Annotated in this window: 19 protein-coding genes and 1 tRNA gene; 5 read left to right on the forward strand and 15 right to left on the reverse strand. The window is 49.6% G+C overall.

Translation table 11 applies throughout. The features are described from left to right. Positions 1 to 65 precede the first annotated feature (65 nt). Positions 66 to 1,775: an ATP-dependent protease LonB gene (gene lonB / locus ACFSUC_RS02705; RefSeq protein WP_379927906.1), complete on the reverse strand. Its 1,710-nt coding sequence runs from the start codon at positions 1,773 to 1,775 to the stop codon at positions 66 to 68. A gap of 97 nt (positions 1,776 to 1,872) precedes the next feature. Continuing rightward, a complete protein-coding gene (locus tag ACFSUC_RS02710; RefSeq protein ID WP_379927907.1) occupies positions 1,873 to 2,760 on the reverse strand; it encodes an alpha/beta fold hydrolase in 888 nt (295 codons plus the stop codon). A gap of 63 nt (positions 2,761 to 2,823) precedes the next feature. Between ACFSUC_RS02710 and ACFSUC_RS02715 the strand changes: the two genes are divergently transcribed. Continuing rightward, positions 2,824 to 2,973, forward strand: coding sequence for a hypothetical protein (locus tag ACFSUC_RS02715; protein ID WP_379927908.1), 150 nt, complete (start codon positions 2,824 to 2,826; stop codon positions 2,971 to 2,973). Here ACFSUC_RS02715 and ispG read toward each other — a convergent pair. The 5 genes from ispG to ACFSUC_RS02740 all read right to left on the reverse strand — a co-directional run bounded on the left by ispG (position 2,970) and on the right by ACFSUC_RS02740 (position 8,753). Next, complete coding sequence (gene ispG, locus ACFSUC_RS02720) at positions 2,970 to 4,085, reverse strand: flavodoxin-dependent (E)-4-hydroxy-3-methylbut-2-enyl-diphosphate synthase (RefSeq protein ID WP_379927909.1); 1,116 nt, start codon at positions 4,083 to 4,085, stop codon at positions 2,970 to 2,972. The genes ACFSUC_RS02715 and ispG overlap by 4 nt on opposite strands. 76 nt (positions 4,086 to 4,161) lie before the next feature. After that, the gene (gene clpX, locus ACFSUC_RS02725; RefSeq protein WP_379927910.1) at positions 4,162 to 5,415 is read right to left on the reverse strand and encodes an ATP-dependent protease ATP-binding subunit ClpX; all 1,254 of its coding nucleotides are present in this window, start codon (positions 5,413 to 5,415) and stop codon (positions 4,162 to 4,164) included. A gap of 13 nt (positions 5,416 to 5,428) precedes the next feature. After that, on the reverse strand, positions 5,429 to 6,019 hold the full coding sequence (gene clpP / locus ACFSUC_RS02730) for an ATP-dependent Clp endopeptidase proteolytic subunit ClpP (RefSeq protein WP_379927911.1): 591 nt from the start codon (positions 6,017 to 6,019) through the stop codon (positions 5,429 to 5,431). A 228-nt stretch (positions 6,020 to 6,247) separates the two neighbouring features. Further along, complete coding sequence (gene tig, locus ACFSUC_RS02735; protein ID WP_379927912.1) at positions 6,248 to 7,552, reverse strand: trigger factor; 1,305 nt, start codon at positions 7,550 to 7,552, stop codon at positions 6,248 to 6,250. 232 nt (positions 7,553 to 7,784) lie between these two features. Beyond that, positions 7,785 to 8,753: a hypothetical protein gene (locus tag ACFSUC_RS02740; protein WP_379927913.1), complete on the reverse strand. Its 969-nt coding sequence runs from the start codon at positions 8,751 to 8,753 to the stop codon at positions 7,785 to 7,787. A gap of 241 nt (positions 8,754 to 8,994) precedes the next feature. On the opposite strand from ACFSUC_RS02740, the gene ACFSUC_RS02745 reads away from it, so the two are divergent. Continuing rightward, positions 8,995 to 9,071: transfer RNA gene (locus ACFSUC_RS02745), tRNA-Arg, on the forward strand. Between the two features lie 56 nt (positions 9,072 to 9,127). Here ACFSUC_RS02745 and ACFSUC_RS02750 read toward each other — a convergent pair. Continuing rightward, a complete protein-coding gene (locus tag ACFSUC_RS02750) occupies positions 9,128 to 9,367 on the reverse strand; it encodes a zinc ribbon domain-containing protein (RefSeq protein WP_379927914.1) in 240 nt (79 codons plus the stop codon). A gap of 162 nt (positions 9,368 to 9,529) precedes the next feature. Continuing rightward, positions 9,530 to 9,955, reverse strand: a complete 426-nt coding sequence (locus ACFSUC_RS02755; RefSeq protein ID WP_379927915.1) for a hypothetical protein — start codon at positions 9,953 to 9,955, stop codon at positions 9,530 to 9,532. 143 nt (positions 9,956 to 10,098) lie between these two features. Here ACFSUC_RS02755 and ACFSUC_RS02760 point away from each other — a divergent pair, with 143 nt between their 5' ends. Continuing rightward, positions 10,099 to 10,362 carry a hypothetical protein gene (locus ACFSUC_RS02760; protein WP_379927916.1) on the forward strand — a complete coding sequence of 88 codons (264 nt, stop codon included), beginning with the start codon at positions 10,099 to 10,101 and terminating at the stop codon, positions 10,360 to 10,362. A gap of 148 nt (positions 10,363 to 10,510) precedes the next feature. Then, positions 10,511 to 12,355 carry an asparagine synthase (glutamine-hydrolyzing) gene (gene asnB / locus ACFSUC_RS02765; protein WP_379927917.1) on the forward strand — a complete coding sequence of 615 codons (1,845 nt, stop codon included), beginning with the start codon at positions 10,511 to 10,513 and terminating at the stop codon, positions 12,353 to 12,355. 157 nt (positions 12,356 to 12,512) lie between these two features. On the opposite strand, the gene ACFSUC_RS02770 is transcribed toward asnB, so the two are convergent. The 4 genes from ACFSUC_RS02770 to ACFSUC_RS02785 all read right to left on the reverse strand — a co-directional run bounded on the left by ACFSUC_RS02770 (position 12,513) and on the right by ACFSUC_RS02785 (position 16,218). After that, positions 12,513 to 13,133, reverse strand: coding sequence for an XTP/dITP diphosphatase (locus tag ACFSUC_RS02770; protein ID WP_379927918.1), 621 nt, complete (start codon positions 13,131 to 13,133; stop codon positions 12,513 to 12,515). After that, positions 13,126 to 13,878, reverse strand: a complete 753-nt coding sequence (rph, locus tag ACFSUC_RS02775; protein ID WP_379927919.1) for a ribonuclease PH — start codon at positions 13,876 to 13,878, stop codon at positions 13,126 to 13,128. The genes ACFSUC_RS02770 and rph overlap by 8 nt, the downstream gene beginning before the upstream one ends. A gap of 220 nt (positions 13,879 to 14,098) precedes the next feature. Further along, positions 14,099 to 14,983, reverse strand: coding sequence for a copper amine oxidase N-terminal domain-containing protein (locus tag ACFSUC_RS02780; protein ID WP_379927920.1), 885 nt, complete (start codon positions 14,981 to 14,983; stop codon positions 14,099 to 14,101). A 185-nt stretch (positions 14,984 to 15,168) separates the two neighbouring features. Next, on the reverse strand, positions 15,169 to 16,218 hold the full coding sequence (locus ACFSUC_RS02785; RefSeq protein WP_379927921.1) for a GerMN domain-containing protein: 1,050 nt from the start codon (positions 16,216 to 16,218) through the stop codon (positions 15,169 to 15,171). A gap of 210 nt (positions 16,219 to 16,428) precedes the next feature. Between ACFSUC_RS02785 and ACFSUC_RS02790 the strand changes: the two genes are divergently transcribed. Beyond that, positions 16,429 to 16,962 carry a phosphatidylglycerophosphatase A family protein gene (locus ACFSUC_RS02790; RefSeq protein ID WP_379927922.1) on the forward strand — a complete coding sequence of 178 codons (534 nt, stop codon included), beginning with the start codon at positions 16,429 to 16,431 and terminating at the stop codon, positions 16,960 to 16,962. 77 nt (positions 16,963 to 17,039) lie between these two features. On the opposite strand, the gene ACFSUC_RS02795 is transcribed toward ACFSUC_RS02790, so the two are convergent. Next, positions 17,040 to 18,020: an MBL fold metallo-hydrolase gene (locus tag ACFSUC_RS02795; RefSeq protein WP_379927924.1), complete on the reverse strand. Its 981-nt coding sequence runs from the start codon at positions 18,018 to 18,020 to the stop codon at positions 17,040 to 17,042. Further along, positions 18,017 to 18,841 (reverse strand): class I SAM-dependent methyltransferase, encoded by an 825-nt coding sequence (locus tag ACFSUC_RS02800; protein ID WP_379927926.1) that lies wholly within the window; start codon positions 18,839 to 18,841, stop codon positions 18,017 to 18,019. Before ACFSUC_RS02800 ends, ACFSUC_RS02795 begins: the two co-directional genes overlap by 4 nt. Positions 18,842 to 18,848 lie beyond the last annotated feature (7 nt).

Below are 18,848 nucleotides of genomic sequence, written 5' to 3' on the forward strand. Positions count from 1 at the left end.
TTTATTTTATCAAATGCGGGAGAAAAAAACCAATTCCGTCCCCTCAGCGGCCCTATGCTGTTCAGTTAGCCTTCCGCCTTGCGAGCGTTGGCCTGCAGCAAGGAGATGCCGGGAACGAGCGGGTCCTTTCTCTCTATTGTCTCATCCTCTGATTGCAGCGCAAGACCCAGCGCTTGTGCCATCACTTCATTGATCGTTTCAACCGGTATGACATCTATGCCCTGCATATCCTTGAACATATGCTGCCAGTTGTCCTTCGGAATCAGCACCGTTTCAACCCCTGCTTGCACCGCAGCTTCCACCTTGGCCACTACACCACCGACTGGTTTCACCCTTCCGTGAATGCTCACTTCTCCTGTCATCGCAAGCGTATGCGGGACCGGAATCTGCTCCATGGAGGAAATGATCGCGGTAGCAATTGCAATACCTGCCGAGGGTCCATCTACCGGTATACCGCCCGGAAAATTGATATGCACATCGAACTGCTTCGGCTGATAACCCATCCGTTTGAGAAACGTCAATACGTTCTCGATCGAGCTTTTGGCCATGCTTTTGCGTCGCAAGGTTTTTGAGCCGCCACCGCCGAGCTCTTCCTCATCGACGACACCTGTAATATTAAACGTGCCGGTACCAGGCTTCTCGACCGGAATGGTGATAGCTTCAATTTCGAGCAGGGCACCCACATTGGGACCATAGACAGCCAACCCGTTGACGAACCCAACCTTCGGCTCTGACGGAATCTTTAATTCATGTCGAGGCTGAATTTGACTGCTGTTCACCACCCATTCCACCTGATCAGCCGCAATATCTTCCGTCCCTTCTGTCATGGCCACACCGGCCGCCAGCTGAATCATATTGACCGCTTCCCTGCCATTGGTTGCATAACGCTTCACCACTTCGATCGCTTGCTCTGAGGCGTTCATGCCAATCCTTTGCAGTGCCTTGTCCGCAATATCAGAGATTTCATGCGGCAGGAGTGGCCGAAAATGAATTTCCATGCAACGGGATCGAATGGCCGGCGGAATTTCATGAGGCTGACGTGTCGTCGCGCCCACCAGACGAAAATCAGCCGGAAGGCCATTTTGGAATATATCGTGAATGTGCTTGGGAATGTTGGGATCTTCCGCATGGTAGTAGGAGCTTTCCAGAAATACCTTGCGATCCTCCAGCACTTTAAGAAGTTTATTCATCTGTACCGGATGAAGTTCTCCGATCTCATCAATAAACAAGATACCACCGTGGGCCTTTGTCACGGCTCCCTGCTTGGGTTGCGGAATGCCGGCAACCCCCATCGCACCTGCCCCCTGGTAGATCGGATCATGTACAGAGCCGATCAGGGGATCTGCAATGCCTCTTTCGTCAAAGCGTGCCGTTGTGGCATCAATTTCCGTAAATTTGGAATCCAGCTTGAACGGGGAACGGGGATTTTTCTTCGCTTCCTCCAGCACCACTCTGGCTGCCGCTGTTTTGCCTACCCCTGGTGGACCGTAAATAAGCACATGCTGGGGATTCGCACCACACAGGGCCGCTTTTAATGCCTTCAGGCCTTCCTTTTGCCCTACAATGTCTTCCATTTTGGACGGTCGTGTCTTCTCAGACAACGGGACAGTAAGCTGAATAGAGCGCATCTTCCGCAGTTTCTCCATTTCTTTCTTCGATTCCCGATCCACCGCATTGCGATTGCTCTGTTGATTGCGCAATAAATTCCAAAAGTACAGGCCAATGATAACCGCAAAAAATACCTGAATAAACATTAAAATCATCGTCAGACTCATCTGTTCAACCTCCCATAGCTTCTCATTAGGCTCCACTTCTCAATACTCGATAGTATTGCCGGATAATGGGAGGCTTAACCGCAAGAGCGGCAAGGGATTAATAATGAATCGACAGAAATTCCTTGATATCCGTGTTCATTTGTGTACGTACCTGTGAAGATGGAAAATGCCCGCTCTCATAGCTTTTGGAGATGGTGAGACTCGGGATGATTCTACTCGCGGCAGACAGCAGCCGCTCACCGGGGAAAAAGATGTCATCCCTTCCAGCGAGCAGCATCGTCGGAGCCTTGTACGAATCAAGCTCCTTTCGCTTCGTCAGCTTGGGCATATCCTGTTCGAGCTTCACATGCTGAAAAATATCCCCGATGATCTGCTTGTCCTGTTCGCTCATGGAGGAGGCAGACATCACATCGGCAATACGCTGCAATGAGACCGGCGATGAAGTGGACCTGTAACGAATGAGCGGCAACAAAATGTACCGAATCATGTCTAGCTTGGAACCAAGCTTTACGCCTGCGGGTGACACCAGGACCGCGCAGGCAATCTTCTCGGGGGCGTAGGCCGCAAGTCTGAGAATGATGCCCCCGCCATAGGAAGGGCCGACAAACGCACTCGACTGAAGTTGAAAAGCGTGCATGATATCTTCGATCCATTTGGCAAAACTGTCATCTTTGGCTGAAATGCGAGTTTCGGCACTGAAGCCGGGATGTCCGATGGTGTCAGGTGCATAGATGCGATACTGCGACCACAATGGCTCAAACCAGGACAACGTCATCGGGTTGAGGCAATTGCCTCCTTGCAAAATGATCAATGGCTTGCCATTCGCAGGACCTGTCATCAAGGTATGTGTGGGCCCAAACCGTGTGTCCACCCACTTGCGTTCAAACGATAACGAAAAGGTTTCCAGATACTGCTCATACGCATACTGCAACTTCTGCTTTCCTTCCACGGATTTATAAATCGTATGTTCACCCAAATGTCTCACCTCTTCGTCTACGATTTAATACGATACGCTTTCTATCTATGTATGGCGAAGGACTATGTATGTATGGCGAAGGAGCATGATCTATGCAGAGCCGTTATGTTCGAACCGAACAGATTCGTCGAATTCGGCTTGCATCGACCTATGAAAAAGAGGCTGTCCAGTCAGTCTGAATACGACCCTGAACAGCCTCAAGTGAAAGGGAATGTGGCTTAAGACGACGATGGCAATGCATGCTTTCGTCCAGGTATTTCCCCTGTGCGCTCATATTCCTGCACAATATAATCAATTTCTTTCTTGAGCTCGGAAACCAGTTCCGCTTCCGGCACTTTTCGAATCATCTCACCGTACTTGAACAGCATGCCTTCTCCTCGGGCACCGGCGATGCCAATATCTGCTTCCCTGGCTTCCCCAGGCCCATTCACGGCACAACCGAGTACGGAGACCTTGATCGGAACCTTCACATCCTGCAAGTATTCCTCGACCTCATTGGCCACCGCGAACAGGTCTATATCCAGGCGCCCGCATGTCGGGCAGGACACGAGGGTCGCGGCGTTGGAGATCAGATGAAAGCTTTTCAGCAGTTCTCTGGCTACCTTGATCTCCTCAACTGGATCTGCACTGAGAGAAACCCGCACCGTGGAGCCGATTCCGAGAGACAAGAGTGCACCCAGTCCGGCTGCACTTTTCACCGTACCGGAGAACAGTGTCCCTGCTTCTGTAATCCCGAGGTGAAGCGGATATTTAATCACTTCCGCCGCCTTCATGTATGCCTGAATGGCCATCGGCACGTCCGATGCTTTCAGGGACACGATAATATCATGGAAATCCAGTTCCTCCAGAATCTGAATATGGAACAATGCACTCTCCACCATCGCCTCTGGAGTCGGGTATCCATACTTTTCAAGCAAATGACGCTCCAGAGAACCTGCATTTACTCCGATGCGAATCGGAATGCCTTTCTCCTTACACGCTTTTACAACGGCTTCGACCTTTTCCTTGCGTCCGATATTCCCCGGATTGATACGCACTTTATCAATACCGTTCTCGATGGCCATCAGAGCCAAACGATAATCAAAGTGAATATCAGCGACCAAAGGAATGTGAATCCGTTTCTTGATTTCCTTAATGGCTTCTGCAGCCTCTTCATTATTGACGGTCACCCGAACGATCTGACAGCCTGCTTCCTCCAGTCGCAAAATCTCTGCAACGGTGGCTTCCACATCTGCTGTTTTTGTCGTACACATGCTCTGGATGACGACTTCATTACTGCCGCCAATCGTTAATTCCCCAACTTTGACAGGTACGGTATCTTTCCGATGGATCATCGATTGTCTCTCCCATAAACATAGTCTGGATTGCGGAACTCACATGCCATGCCGCCGAGTTCTATACATAGAAAGCCTATGCGCTTTCCTCTTCTTTCTTCTCATCGCCCTCCAGCAAATCTGGCGGCATTTTCTCCTTCACGGTCTTTTCCGTGATGATGCATTTTTGGATGTCACTGCGTGAAGGCAGATCATACATCACATCGAGCATAATGCTCTCAATGATAGCTCTCAGTCCGCGCGCCCCTGTATTACGTTTGATCGCTTCGGCTGCAATCGCCTTCAGCGCGCCTTCCTCGAACTCAAGCTCGACATTATCCATCTCCAGCAGCTTCTGATACTGCTTCACGAGGGCGTTCTTTGGCTCAGTCAGAATGCTGACGAGTGCTTCCTCATCCAGGGGTTCCAGCGTGGACACCACAGGCAGACGTCCGACGAACTCAGGGATCAGGCCAAACTTCAACAGGTCTTCCGGCAAAGCCATAGACAAGTATTCACCCGGCTTGAGATCGTGCTTGGAAGCATCGGAATTAAAACCGATCACTTTCTTGCCGATCCGGCGCTTGATGATCTGCTCGAGTCCATCAAAGGCTCCACCGCAAATGAACATGATGTTCGTCGTATCGATTTGAATAAATTCCTGATGCGGGTGCTTGCGGCCACCTTGCGGAGGAACCGAAGCGACCGTACCCTCCAGAATCTTCAGCAGCGCCTGCTGTACGCCTTCACCGGATACATCTCTGGTGATGGATGGATTCTCGGACTTGCGTGCTACCTTATCGATCTCATCAATATAAATAATTCCGCGTTCAGCTTTCTCCACGTCGTAGTCAGCAGACTGGATCAGCTTGAGCAGGATGTTCTCGACATCCTCCCCTACATAACCCGCTTCTGTCAACGAGGTTGCATCCGCAATCGCGAAAGGGACATTCAATATTCGGGCCATCGTCTGGGCCAAGAGAGTCTTACCGCTTCCCGTCGGGCCAATCAGCACGATATTGCTTTTTTGCAATTCCACATCATCCACTTTGTTCTTCGTGTTGATGCGCTTGTAATGGTTATATACGGCCACAGACAATGATTTTTTGGCATGTTCCTGACCGATGACATACTGATCCAGAATTTCACGGATCGCTTGCGGCTTTGGAATTTCCTTCAGATCAAATTCCTCTTCCTGACCGAGTTCCTCTTCGACGATCTCTGTGCACAATTCAATGCACTCATCACAAATATACACGCCTGGACCTGCAACCAGCTTGCGAACCTGGTCCTGGGATTTACCACAAAAAGAGCATTTCAGTTGCCCTTTCTCATCGTTGAATTTAAACATTCCATCACCTCTTCTACTTCAAGTCCGAAGGATTCAATACTTTATCAACCAATCCGTAAGCTTTGGCTTCCTCTGCCGACATAAAATTGTCACGATCCGTATCGCGTTCAATTTTTTCGTAAGGCTGACCCGTTCTGTCTACGTAAATTTGGTTGAGCTTGTGTTTGGTTTTGATGATCCAATCTGCGTGAATCTTAATGTCAGCAGCCTGACCACGTACGCCGCCCAGAGGCTGATGGATCATAATCTCACTATTCGGCAGAGCGAAACGCTTCCCTGGAGCACCCGCAGTCAACAGCAATGAACCCATGCTGGCAGCCAGACCCACACAGATCGTAGATACATCAGGCTTAATGAACTGCATGGTATCAAAAATAGCCATACCTGCCGTTACAGAACCGCCCGGTGAATTGATATACAGATGAATGTCCTTCTCGGGATCATCGGCTGCCAAAAACAGCAGCTGTGCGGTAATCGCGTTGGAAACATCATCATCAATCGCACTCCCCAAAAAGATAATTCGGTCTTTGAGCAGACGGGAGTATATATCATATGAGCGCTCGCCCCGATTCGTTTGTTCAACTACGATTGGCACTAAATTCATTGTGTTAATTCACTCCTTTACCGAATGAAACAAACCTTAAATCTCATTGTACCACGCATAGAACGGACAAAGCAAAGCTATCCTCGTGTTCTCGTACCACTTGCGCAGCAAAGCGTGTGCAGAAGCGGAAAAAGCTTAGATGTAAAAAATAAGGCACGCAACTGAGACGTTCGTGCCTTATTTTTATGTGTATTCAACTGGTATTATGATTGACGATCCCGCGTGCTGTTACTCTGCTGCAGCCGCTACACTCTTGCTCTCTTCCACGAGCAGAAGGATCGTTTTCTTCAGAAGCATATCTGCTTTCAGTGTCTCGATGGTACCGTTGTCTTCCAACAGCTTGCGAAGATCAGCAGCAGGCTGCTTGTACATTTCGGACAGCTGTTCGAATTCGTTGTTGATGTCTTCTTCCGTCACTTCAACCTTTTCGGCTGCCGCGATCGCTTCAAGCACAAGGTTGTTGCGTACGCGCTTCGCTGCATCTTCCTTCATTTGTTCTTTCAGTTGCTCTTCGGACTGGCCGGAGAACTGATAGTACAGGTCAAGGTTCATGCCCTGCTGGCTAAGACGGTTTTCGAAATCTTTCAGCATTTGACCGATTTCTGTTTCCACCATTACGTCCGGAACTTCTACTTCTGCGTTTTCCGCCGCTTTTTCCACGACAACGCCTTCACGGTAATGGTCCGCCTCATGCTCTTTCTTTTCTTTCAACTTGTTTTCGATATCTGCCTTGTATTCATCCAATGTTTCGAACTCGCTGACATCCTTCGCGAACTCATCATCCAGCTCAGGCAGGTTTTTACGCTTGATTTCATGCAGCTTGACCTTGAACAAAGCTTCTTTCCCTTTCAGGTTTTCCGCATGATATTCTTCCGGGAAGGTGACGTTTACGTCCTTATCTTCCTCTTTTTGCATGCCTACGAGCTGCTCTTCAAATCCTGGAATGAAGCTGTTGGACCCAAGTTCGAGGGAATACCCTTCTGCTTTTCCGCCTTCAAATGCTTCGCCGTCTACAAATCCTTCAAAGTCGATAACAACGGTATCTCCGTTCTCAGCGGCTCCTTCTTCAACGACAACCAGCTCAGCTTGACGCTGCTGCATGTTTTTCAGTTCAGCCTCGATGTCTGCTTCACTCACAGAGAAATCTTTCTCCGGTACTTCCAACCCTTTGTAGTCGCCAAGCTTCACTTCTGGCTTCACTTGTACTTTCGCAGTGAAAATAAACGGCTTTCCTTTTTCGAACTGCTCTACATCGATCTCAGGACGATCAATCGGCTCAATGCCTGCTTCGTCAATCGCTGCAACATAAGCTTCTGGCAACAAGATGTCAATGGCATCCTGATACAGGCTTTCCACACCGAAACGGCCTTCGAAAATGGAACGAGGTACTTTACCTTTGCGGAATCCCGGTACGTTTACTTTTTTCACGACTTTGTTGAAAGCCTGATCCAGCGCTCCGGCAACTTTTTCTGCTTCCACTTCTACTTTTAATACACCTGTGTTCTTCTCTAATTTTTCCCAATTGGCACTCATTTTATGCTTCCCCTCCAGCTTTATTTGAAACTGCTATATGAAAACTACCTGAAGATCGGTATGTCCTCTTTATTCGCGTTCCATTTTGCTTTCTGAATTGAAGACCGCCACCCCTGCATGCGGAACGGTCTGAATTTGCAACCCCTTCATTATATTGAAAAGGCAATTTTTCGTCAATTGTGCAGGAGACCTTAATTTTTTATTGTACAGAAAAGATGTTTCCAGTACAAGCTCAGGGTTGTATCCGATACATCGCACGCATGCATTCCTTCATCCATTCATAGCTGCGTACCCATGCCTCGGCATCCGCTTCCTTAATCCCGTACATTGGTGCGATTTCTTCCGGTGCGGTCTGTGTCTCATCCATCGATTGCAGCGCAATGACATGCAGCGCACAGGCCCATACGTTGCGCTTCGCTGAAGCCTCCTCCAACAAATCGCGATAAAAAGAAGTCCCGAATATCGAGGTTACATATTCTTTCCATATTTGCTCGGCAAAATAAGCGAGGGATGGATGATAAATTTCACAGACTTCCTTGACCTTCTCCAATATATGGATCAGAGACTCCGGAAAATCCGCCAGCTCTACCGGCACATCGGATATGCGAACCTGCACCTCTTCTCCGTAACGACGAAAGGCCACTTCCCCTCTCGCCTTGCGAAGCTTCAACGTTTGCAGCAGCTTGTATTGCAGGATGGGATGTTCATATTGTTGCAATTGCTTCTTCAATCTCGCATTGATGTCCTTGTGGTCCAAATGGACAAGTTGCTCCAGAGCCAGCCATTTTTTCTCAAACGATGCGTCTGATCCGTGTTCGAGACGATCGAGCAGCCGCTTCACACTCTCCGGGTTGCTTGCCTGTTTTTGTTTCATCAGTTCCTCGTGCAGCTCTGCCTCCGATTCCAGTTCCCCGTCGTCATCGTCGTCATCCCCGTCTCGCTCATCGTCCGTTTGCAGATCGTCAGTTGGCGTGGAAGCTGAGGACGGGCTGCTCCCCGGGAATTGCTGTTCCAGCCAAAGAACCAGCATGGACCATTCCTCTCTGGTCTGTTCGTCCTGACCCTGACAACGAAGCAAAAAACGCAGCAGCGCTTTAGCTTCACTGTATTTTTCGGTTTCCAGATATTTCGTTAGCTCAAACTGGTAGTATTCGATTGTTTTGGGTAGCAATACGACATTGCTTTCTTTCTGTTCGTGCATCTGTGCTGCACCCCCTTCTCTCCGGAATCAGACCTAGATGAAGGCGACCAATAAATGGACCGGATTCCGGGCTAGACAAAACCTCTGCCACCTATTATAATATTGAATTGCTGACAGTCAAGAATGCCTGTGGGCAGCCGTTATAAAGCGCCCATTTCTTTCGAAAAAAAACTTGCATTCATTCTGCTTCCGTGATAAGATACTCCTTGCGTCTGACAAAACAGATGCAGGTTACTAGCCTGTCCCAGTAGCTCAGCTGGATAGAGCAACGGCCTTCTAAGCCGTCGGTCGGGGGTTCGAATCCCTCCTGGGACGCCATTCTTTTCTAATTATATACATAGATGAACCACCCTGTGACCAGGGTGGTTTTTTTGTTATCCGAACAGCACATCCATGATGTTACCGAGCTGACCCGACTTTCCATTTAAAATTTTCGGGTTGTACACCTCGACATACCCGCATCCCTCACAGCTCACAAACAAAAACCGATTATGCTGGATGTCGAACATCTTGCTCAAACCCGTTCCAGTCATGGCCACTTCCTTGGCTACACATGCATGACCTGCACATTTAACACACTTGAAGTTCTTTTCAATCGCCTGTTGGGCATCCATCCCCTGATTCCTCCCTGTTTATCATTCTGCCTACTTATACGCAAGGAAGTCCCAGTGGTTTCATATTCTGTAAGCAAACAGACGCTGTTCGCCAATTGTTCAGTTCATGCGTTATCAAATTCTCTAGATATCCTATTAGTATGCTATCAGATGCTCGAATGCTCAAGGCTTGAAAGGTCTTGCATCCAGTTGTTCCCGAATATCTCCGTAAGCGAGAACCTGTTCCAGCCATTGCTGCTCCTTATGGCTGGCAGGCACCTCATCGCGCTGCATGCCCTGATTGACTCCCAGATCCTCAACACCCATGCCCAGTCCCTGATGTGCGCCTCCCGCAGCCTGTTGAGATGACTGAGTCACTTGTGACGTTACATCCTCATAAGCGTGGTGCATATCATTGTTATACCAGTCCAGCTCAGGATTGGCATCATTGCGAAACAGGCGATGAATGCGATACTGGCCATTCAGCGCCCGATCGACGTACAACTGATAAAGGGGATGCTCTCCCTGCTCCACTTCTACACTGATCAGCGCATAGCTCTCCCCCTGATCTTCGACCATTCCTTGAAATACCGCTTTTTTTACATTCATGCTTATCCACCTCTCTAAGCAATTGATAGGCTCAGTATTTCCTCGGACCGTCTCTCTCATTCGAATAGCCGCTACCCGGATCGTCCATACTAGATGACAGCTTCGTCTGATTGGCAGAGATTGTAATGAAAGGATGTGCACGCATGTTGGGACCCCTTAAATTTACCATCATCCTTACTGTCGGCTCCTCACTGATCTGTCTCTATCATTGGCTTGGGTATGACCATGACCATATTGTCCTGATGCAGGCCAGCATACCTGCATGGATTCTTCCTTTATTTGTCGATATTCAGCAAATGAACAAGTACCTTTTCTATACCTTGTCGGTGGGCTCCTGGTTCGGTGTAGGCCTCCTGATGGATCTGGCCGTTAGAAAATATCGGCATGGGAACCGCTCCCGTGTGTAAGACACCATGATGCAGAGGTTCGTGACACCTTCCCTTTCACCAAGTGAATAGCCCGGACAGACATCATTCCTTCCTCCGCTGCATAGACATTTATATCGACAACGGTCACTGTATGCAGCTCACAGATCTGAAGAGAGGAATGAAGAACATGTGCGGGATTACCGGATGGGTGGATTGGAAAAAGGATCTCAGGCACTATCCGAAATTGCTGGAGGAAATGACAAAAACCATGATTCCGCGCGGTCCTGATGCCGAGGGGATTTTTTTATCTGAACATTGCGGCCTCGGCCATCGGCGACTGAGCGTCATTGATCCGGAAAATGGCGCCCAGCCCATGAGCAGACAAATTGGACCGTGGAAATATACGATTGCTTATAATGGCGAGTTGTATAATGCGCCAGAACTTCGGCAGGAACTGCGTTGTCTGGGCTACACGTTTCAGACACACTGCGACACGGAAGTTCTGTTGCTGGCGTATATGGAGTGGGGAAAGAAATGCCTCGATCGGTTAAACGGCATTTTTGCATTTGCGGTGTGGGATGAGAAGGAAAAAAAATGCTTCCTTGCCCGTGATCGGGTCGGGGTAAAGCCCCTGTTTTATTCCGATGCGCACGGTGCCCTTCTGTTCGGCTCGGAGCCCAAGTCTATTCTGGCTCATCCTGCCTTTCAGCCGGAAATCGATGCAGAAGGTTTGGCGGAAATATTTGCGATGGGACCCGCACGAACGCCCGGACACGGGGTCTACCGCAACATGAATGAACTGAAGCCCGGCTATTTCCTGGAATTTACCCACAGCGGCACCTCCCTGTACCCGTACTGGAAACTGACGAGTGCCGCACACGAACATGCCATTGAACATACCGCAGCGGTCGTGCAGGGCATTCTGGAGGATACCGTACAGCGACAGCTGATCTCCGATGTTCCTGTCTGTACGTTGCTGTCAGGCGGATTGGATTCCAGTGCACTGACTACCCTCGCCTCTAATAAATACAAGCAGGATGGCAAAGCGCCCATCCATACGTTTTCCGTCGACTATGCAGACAATGATAAGCATTTCAAATCCAGTGCATTTACCCCGAACAGTGACCAGCCCTGGATTCAGCGCATGACAGAATATCTCGGCACGGAGCACCACCGGATTGAATTTGATACCCCGGAGTTGATCGGCGCACTGCAGGATGTCGTTCATGCACGGGATCTGCCGGGAATGGCAGATGTCGATGCCTCCCTGCTGCTGTTCTGCCGGGAAATCAAGAAGGAGGCCACGGTCGCGATATCCGGGGAAGCGGCAGATGAAGTGTTCGGCGGGTATCCTTGGTTTCATCGGGAAGATGCGCTACAGGCCGATACCTTCCCGTGGTCTCTCAAGCTGAAGGAACGGATGGCGGTTATGTCCCCGCTGCTGATCGACATGATCCAGCCTGAACAGTATGTGAGCAGACGATATCAGGAAGCACTCGCGGAAGTGCCGCATCTGCAGGGAGAAACAGCCGAACAGAAACGAATGAGAGAAATGTCCTATCTGAATATTACACGCTTTATGCCCACTCTGCTGGACCGCAAGGATCGCATGAGCATGCGTGTCGGGCTAGAGGTTCGCGTTCCTTTTTGTGATCATCGCTTGATCGAATATGTATGGAACATTCCCTGGGAGATGAAAACGGCAGGTGAGCGGGAAAAAGGCATTTTACGCAGGGCACTGAGAGGCGTATTGCCAGAGGATGTGCTAAAGCGCAAGAAAAGCCCTTACCCCAAAACACACAATCCCAATTACGCGGCCGGTGTGAAGGCATGGATGGCAGACATCCTCGAAGATCCCGATTCGCCGATCCTACCTTTTATCAACGTGGAGCAGTTGAAGAAGTGGGCCCATGCTTCCCAGGATCAATTCAATATCCCCTGGTTCGGCCAACTCATGACCGGACCGCAAATGTTTGCTTATCTTGCTCAAGTCAATTATTGGCTGAAGCACTATGAAGTACGTGTCGTCTGAATGAAGGGTACCAGCTGAAACTCGACGGCAACCTGTAATGGTTCCGGGTCACATAAATAGCCACTCAAAAAAACCTGCTGCAGGTCCCTCACAGCTCACAACCGTGATGGCATCCAACAGCAGGTTTTTGGGGTTGAAATAACAATGAATCCAGCAGCTATGGTGATGGCTTCCCGATTTGGGCAGCCAAATAATCTTTCATTTTCATAAAGGCTCTCGCCCGGTGGCTGACCTGGTTTTTCTCATCTGGAGCCGCTTCTGCGAATGTTTTGTCCAGCTGTGGCACATAAAATAATGGGTCATATCCAAACCCGTGCTCGCCACTTGGCTCTTGCTGGATCATGCCCTCACATTCCCCTCGTACCGCGTGTTCCGTGCCCATCTTGGCATCCACATAAGACAGCACACAGACAAATCGCGCTTCTCGCTGCTCCATTCCTTCCATCTCGCGCAGCAGCTTGGCATTGTTTTCCGCATCTGTTGCCTGCTCACCGGCATATCTCGCCGAGTAAACGCCCGGAGCGTCATCCAGAGCATGAACACATAAGCCGGAATCATCGGCCAGCACCGGAACCTGCAGGAACGCGGATGTTTCCCTCGCCTTTTTCAACGAGTTCTCTTCAAAAGTTCGTCCGTCCTCTACCACCTCTGGCGCCTCCGGAAAATCCGGGAGGCCCTTGATCGTATAACCAAGCGGCTCCAGCAAAGTTTTAAATTCAGCAATCTTTCCTTTGTTTCCCGATGCAATCACGATGGTTTGAGGCTGGGAATCAGGCATGGGTCACGGCTCCAATCTTGTCTCCAATGGTGCCCAGTACCTGCTTTTGCCGTTCGATCATGTCCTGGATGCCTTTCTCTGCCAGCCCCATCATGCTGTTCAGCTCATCCTTCGTAAAAGGTGCCTCTTCGCCTGTCCCTTGCAGTTCCACGAAAGCACCTTTGCCGGTCATGACGACATTCATATCTACTTTTGCTGTGGAATCCTCCGCATAATTCAGATCCAGCATGGCCTGGTTGCCCACAATGCCGACACTGACGGATGCCAAATAATCGGTAATCGGAAATTTGTTCAGCTTGTGCTGCTCGCTGATCTTCCCAACAGCCAAGGCCAGCGCCACAAATGCACCCGTAATCGAAGTTGTTCTTGTTCCTCCATCGGCCTGGATGACATCACAATCCAAATGGATCGTCCGCTCTCCCAGCGCTTCCAGATTGACGACGGACCGCAGCGCCCGACCGATCAAACGCTGGATTTCCATCGTTCTGCCACTGAGCTTCCCGCGATTCGCTTCCCGCTGGTTGCGCGTCTGGGTGGCTCTTGGCAGCATGGAATATTCTGCGGTTACCCAGCCTTTGCCTTGTCCTTTCAGAAAAGGGGGTACCCGTTCCTCTACACTCGCTGTGCATATGACCTTCGTGTCCCCGGCTTCGATCATGACGGAACCTTCCGCATATTTATTTACATGGGGGGTCATGGTGATGGTTCTCAGTTCATCTGCTTTTCTACTGTCTACTCGCAACATTATGCTCCTCCTATACGCTCACTGGCTGCAATTGTAAGGCTTCGTCCGACTCCCTTATTTTAACAAAGCCAGGATTGACATTCATTATAACACAAGAAGACGGCAGCGTTCACTCGTTGTAGTATGTGTTGTTCCCATGAAAAAACTGCATGAAAGACACCATTTGTTGTGTCGTCCTTCATACAGTTTTGCAGACTACGCCTGTTTCGCCATATGTGCGTTAAGACTTCGCATCCACACGCAATTCCCCTTCGATCGGGAGCAGGATCATGCGGTCTTCACCATAATAAATTTCGCGCACATTCTGATATTCCCCATGTTCATCCACCAAGCCATAAAACAAGAGCTGAGCCATAAAATGATCATCAAAGTATACGTATCGTTTAAACGCCGGGTTGGTCCCCCATTCGCGTTCAGCGATCAGATCCATCTGCCATTTCAGTACGGCAAAGCCTTGATCAGACACTTCGTAATATCTTTGACTGTAGCCCGCATCATCCACAATAAAACGCAGGGCCTCACCTTCTGGAAAAAAATACGCCGTACTATGATATCCTTCTCCATGTGCCAATTCCGGTACGTCGGCACTTTTCTTTTTGGGCAATGCGATCGCCATTTTTCTTGCTTCTGTCAGATCCCCATGCATGAGTGTCTCGTATTGAGCCTGCGCCGCTGGTGTACGAACGATGACGCGATGGTCTTCAGTGACATAATCGACGTACGCACCTAAGGTCTCGCCCACGAAACGAAGCGGCACATATGTAAAGCCGTCCTTGTTCACGACCGCGGTATCCAGCGGAACCTGCTTATCGTTGACCGTGGCTGTCTGTTCTCCCTCTCGCAGGTAGACATACATGCTGTGATCTTTCGTATGAAACATGACGATACGTGTCTTGGGATCATAGGCAAAAACAAGCCATGACGGATCGGTCAAGGCCCTTAGTTTAATCAACGTTCGCCCATCCACGATCATATAATCCTGGTTACTCTGAGGTACGCCGTTTATCAGAACCGAAAGAGCTGCATGGGCAGATGTACTCACAGGATACATGCCGTTCACCACTACACTGGCAAGTACAAGAAACAAACTTACGATTTTTTTCATTCTCTCACCCCTTAATGGTATACGCCATTCAAATCGCAAAGTTTCTGGAAAAAATGAAAATATAGAAAAACCGAGAAGGCACGCATGCGGCTTCCTCGGCTTTGATCGATCATGTGTTGACTTACATATACCTGTTGTTGAATGCCACCTATTCTGAATGGCTGCAATTTGAATGAAGAACGATGCTACAATTCCAGACTGTTCACTTCGGTTGGACGAGTGACCGGTGACGCATATACATTTCCTTCATCTGTCTGGATGGCACCCTTTCCGCCCATCATCACCTGCACGTGCGAGGCGCCTGTCGTTTCTGTGAGGGAGAGAACAATCGACTGGATCAAATCTTCACTAACCACGCCTCCTGTCATCGCAGCCACACTCGCATCCAGTTCCACCTCAATGTGCCCTTCCGCTTGCTGGATACCGAGCAGCTTCGTATCTGCCGCCGTCAAGGAGATGAGACTGGAGAGTGGCAAGGGTCCGTTCAGCCACTGTTTCATGGAAGCTTCAGCCAAATTATCGGAATAGTCTACAAGACGCGTAACGGGAACAAGATACGCCATCTGATCATCGGTTTTATTTTGAAAATAGAGGGTGACCGCACTGGCTTGAGCCAGATTCACACCATCCACCTTTTCCAGATTGATCCCCATTGCTCTCGTCAGGGCATCGTCCAGCGGGGTACCGTTTACCGGCATTTCCTTCAGCGGCTCTCCTTCTACCCAAATCTGTACCTGATCGATCGCGTCATAACTGGTTAGCGCCCAGGTGACCGCTTCCAGCAGATGCCGTTCATCCCCCGGATTATAGCTGGTGAAATGCTCAGAGAAGTCAACGATGGCCAGGTTCTTGTCTTCAATAATATCCATGCCCAACACTTCTGTTCCGGCAGGCAAGATCGGGGTGAAACCATGCGGCAGCTGTTCCATGCCAGGCCCCTGATCGACCATATAAGCCAGCACTTGCTTGGCTACTCCCTCGCTGTGCGGAATACGGATGGTCACAGGCACGACATAGTCCTGGGCATCCTTTACATACAAGGTCACCGGCATGTCTGAGCCAACATCCCCTTCTTCTCCCCATGACATGGTTTCTTCCAGTTCCGTGGATTCTTGTTCAGGAGGCGGATCAATCGACCGGTTTTCCTGGTTTGACCCGATCAATGAGCATCCTGACAAAATGAGCATCAGGATAAAACTGAAGATCGCTGTCCGACGCCATTTATTTGTTTTCATGAAAGATTCCTCCCTATTGGTTTGTAGTATATGTATACGAGCCTACGCTTGTTTTATAACTACTTTTTGTCCAAGCGTGAATGCTTCTGATTCTTTTGTACGTTTCATTCATGTTTTCGTGATCCAGAGGAAACACTACACGCAGTATCCACAGGTCAATCCCTCAGATCATCCCATGCTAATTCGAAGCGAAGAAAGGACCGATTTTCAATGAAAGCCAAGCCGTACAGTCTGGACAGTGAGAAAGTAAAAGCGGAAACATTCCGACTGCTGAAGGAAAGAGGCATAGACATCCGGGAGGTGGCGGAGCTGGTATTGTTTTTGCAGAAGGACTATTTCCCTGACCTGACGATGCAGGAATGTGAACAAAGTATTGAGCGTGTTCTCAACAAGCGCGAGGTGCAGAACGCCATTCTTACCGGTATTCAACTCGATATCCTGGCAGAGCAGAATGCGCTGATCCCTGCCCTGCAGGAAATGATTGAGCATGATGAAGGATTGTACGGAGTAGATGAAATTCTGGCGCTATCCATCGTCAACGTCTATGGCAGCATCGGCTTTACGAATTTTGGCTATATCGACAAGATGAAGCCCGGCATTCTGGTCAAGCTGAATGACAAGACGGATCAGCCGATTCATACCTTTCTGGATGACATCGTCGGTGCCATTGCCGCAGCTGCCAGCAGCCGAATTGCACACCGCAAACAGGAAGAGCGGGAAACACAAACGACCGATGACATCTAGGCTCGTCATCGGTCGTTTTGGATTGGACATGCATCTTGCATCTCGATTGAAATGAAATCTCGATTGATCTTGTCTCTCTAGTTTGCTGCGCGATACCGGAGGAGACCGTCCGTCTCTTGCACCTGAAGCTGACCTTTTTTCGCCAGATAGACCAGATGCGCAATCATTTCCGACATCGCAAATCGCATCTGATGCACCGTCAGTCGATCTCCAAACGTTTGCTGGCAAATGTCATAGGCGGTAATATCAGATTCCACAGCCAATCGATGAATGTGTGCCAGTCTGACCTCATGGTGCTTGATCAGTTCCTGCGCTCTCGACTGAAAATGCTGGAACGGTTCCCGATGTCCGGGATACGCCTGAACGACTGACAAGGTGGCCATTTGCTCCAGGCTGGACAGATACGATTGCAAAGGATCGGGGTCCTGACCCGGCAAATAACTGATATTCGGAGAAATTCTGGGCAGCACCTGATCGCCACAGAAGATAACGCCTCGATCTGCATCATAAAAGCTGATATGTCCGCTGGCATGACCATGGGACTCGATCATTTCATAACATCGGCCCCCAAGAATAAAGGGAGCGTCCAGCTTGAAGAACTTTACCTCTGGATGAGGCACTGTCTTCATGATAAAACCCTGAATATGCTTGTGCATGTCTGGTTGCAAATCGTCAGGATAACCGTGCCGGGCGAACAACTTCGGAAGATCAGTGCTCACTGTCTCCTGCTCTCCCCACATGAACTGCGTCTGCTTCCATGCGGTCTCAGACATCCATACCTCAGCCCCGCTCTGTTGCTGCATCCACCCGCTCAGGCCATAATGGTCAGGATGGTGATGGGTGAGTACGATGCGCCGGATCTGTGTCATCCTGATGCCCAGCTCGGACAGCGTCTCTTGCCAGTGCTGGATATTTTGCTCTGTGTGCAGCCCTGGATCGACGAGCGTATACCCCTCTTCTTCCGGGAACAAGTAACTGTTCACCCACTGCAAGGGGAAATGAACGGGACTTTTAATTTGAATCCATTCCCCATGACGGGTAATCGTATTCTTTGTCAAGATGGCGACACCCCTTGCTTTCCATACTCCTCTTGCTTTCTTTCCTTCCCTATCTTGGCCCCCACCAGTATCATGCGGGGAGAACGGGCAGGATCATAGCTCTCCTGATTGTACCCGCCATAGACATGCGAGATCTGAAGCGAGGTATTTTCCAGCAATGCCTGAAAATCTGCCTGTGTATATAACCGTACCCGCTCCTCATACTGACGAGGATGATGCTCGGGATTGACGGTAATCGTCTTCTGAACAAATCGGCCGTCACTGGAAATGCGCCGATTCTCTTCAATGCGAATCCCTTCATTTTCTTTTTCCGAGTAAGGAACGAGATGATCCTTCACATATTGCGGATTCAGGAAATCAATAATGAATTTCCCTCCCGGGGCAAGCAGTCTCTCTATTTCATGCAGGACGCGCGCGTTCTCTTGATCTTGCTCGAAGTATCCGAAGGAGGTGAACAGATTCACCACCGCATCAAACTTTTGATCCAGCGGCACGTCACGCATATCGCCCTGCAGCCATTCTACACTTTGCTTACCGTCTGCTTTCTTCGCCTCGCGCAAAAGAGTCTCCGACAAATCTACCCCCGTTACGTCATAGCCGAATTCATTCAGCGCCAGAGAATGTCTGCCCATCCCGCAGCACAGATCGAGAATCGCCGCGCCTTCCGGCAGTTCCAGCCAGTTCACCATTTTCTTTACTTCTTCATAGGCCCCGCTGACATCACGGTGCTTGTATACCAATAAATAGTCTTCACCAAAGCTTTCTTCATACCATGCCTTTTCTGTCTCTTGGTTTGCCATGTCTTTCTCTTGGTTTGCCATGCAGCAT

Origin of the sequence: Marinicrinis sediminis, from assembly GCF_042685085.1 — a bacterium.
GTDB classification, from domain to species: Bacteria; Bacillota; Bacilli; order Paenibacillales; family KCTC-33676; genus Marinicrinis; species Marinicrinis sediminis.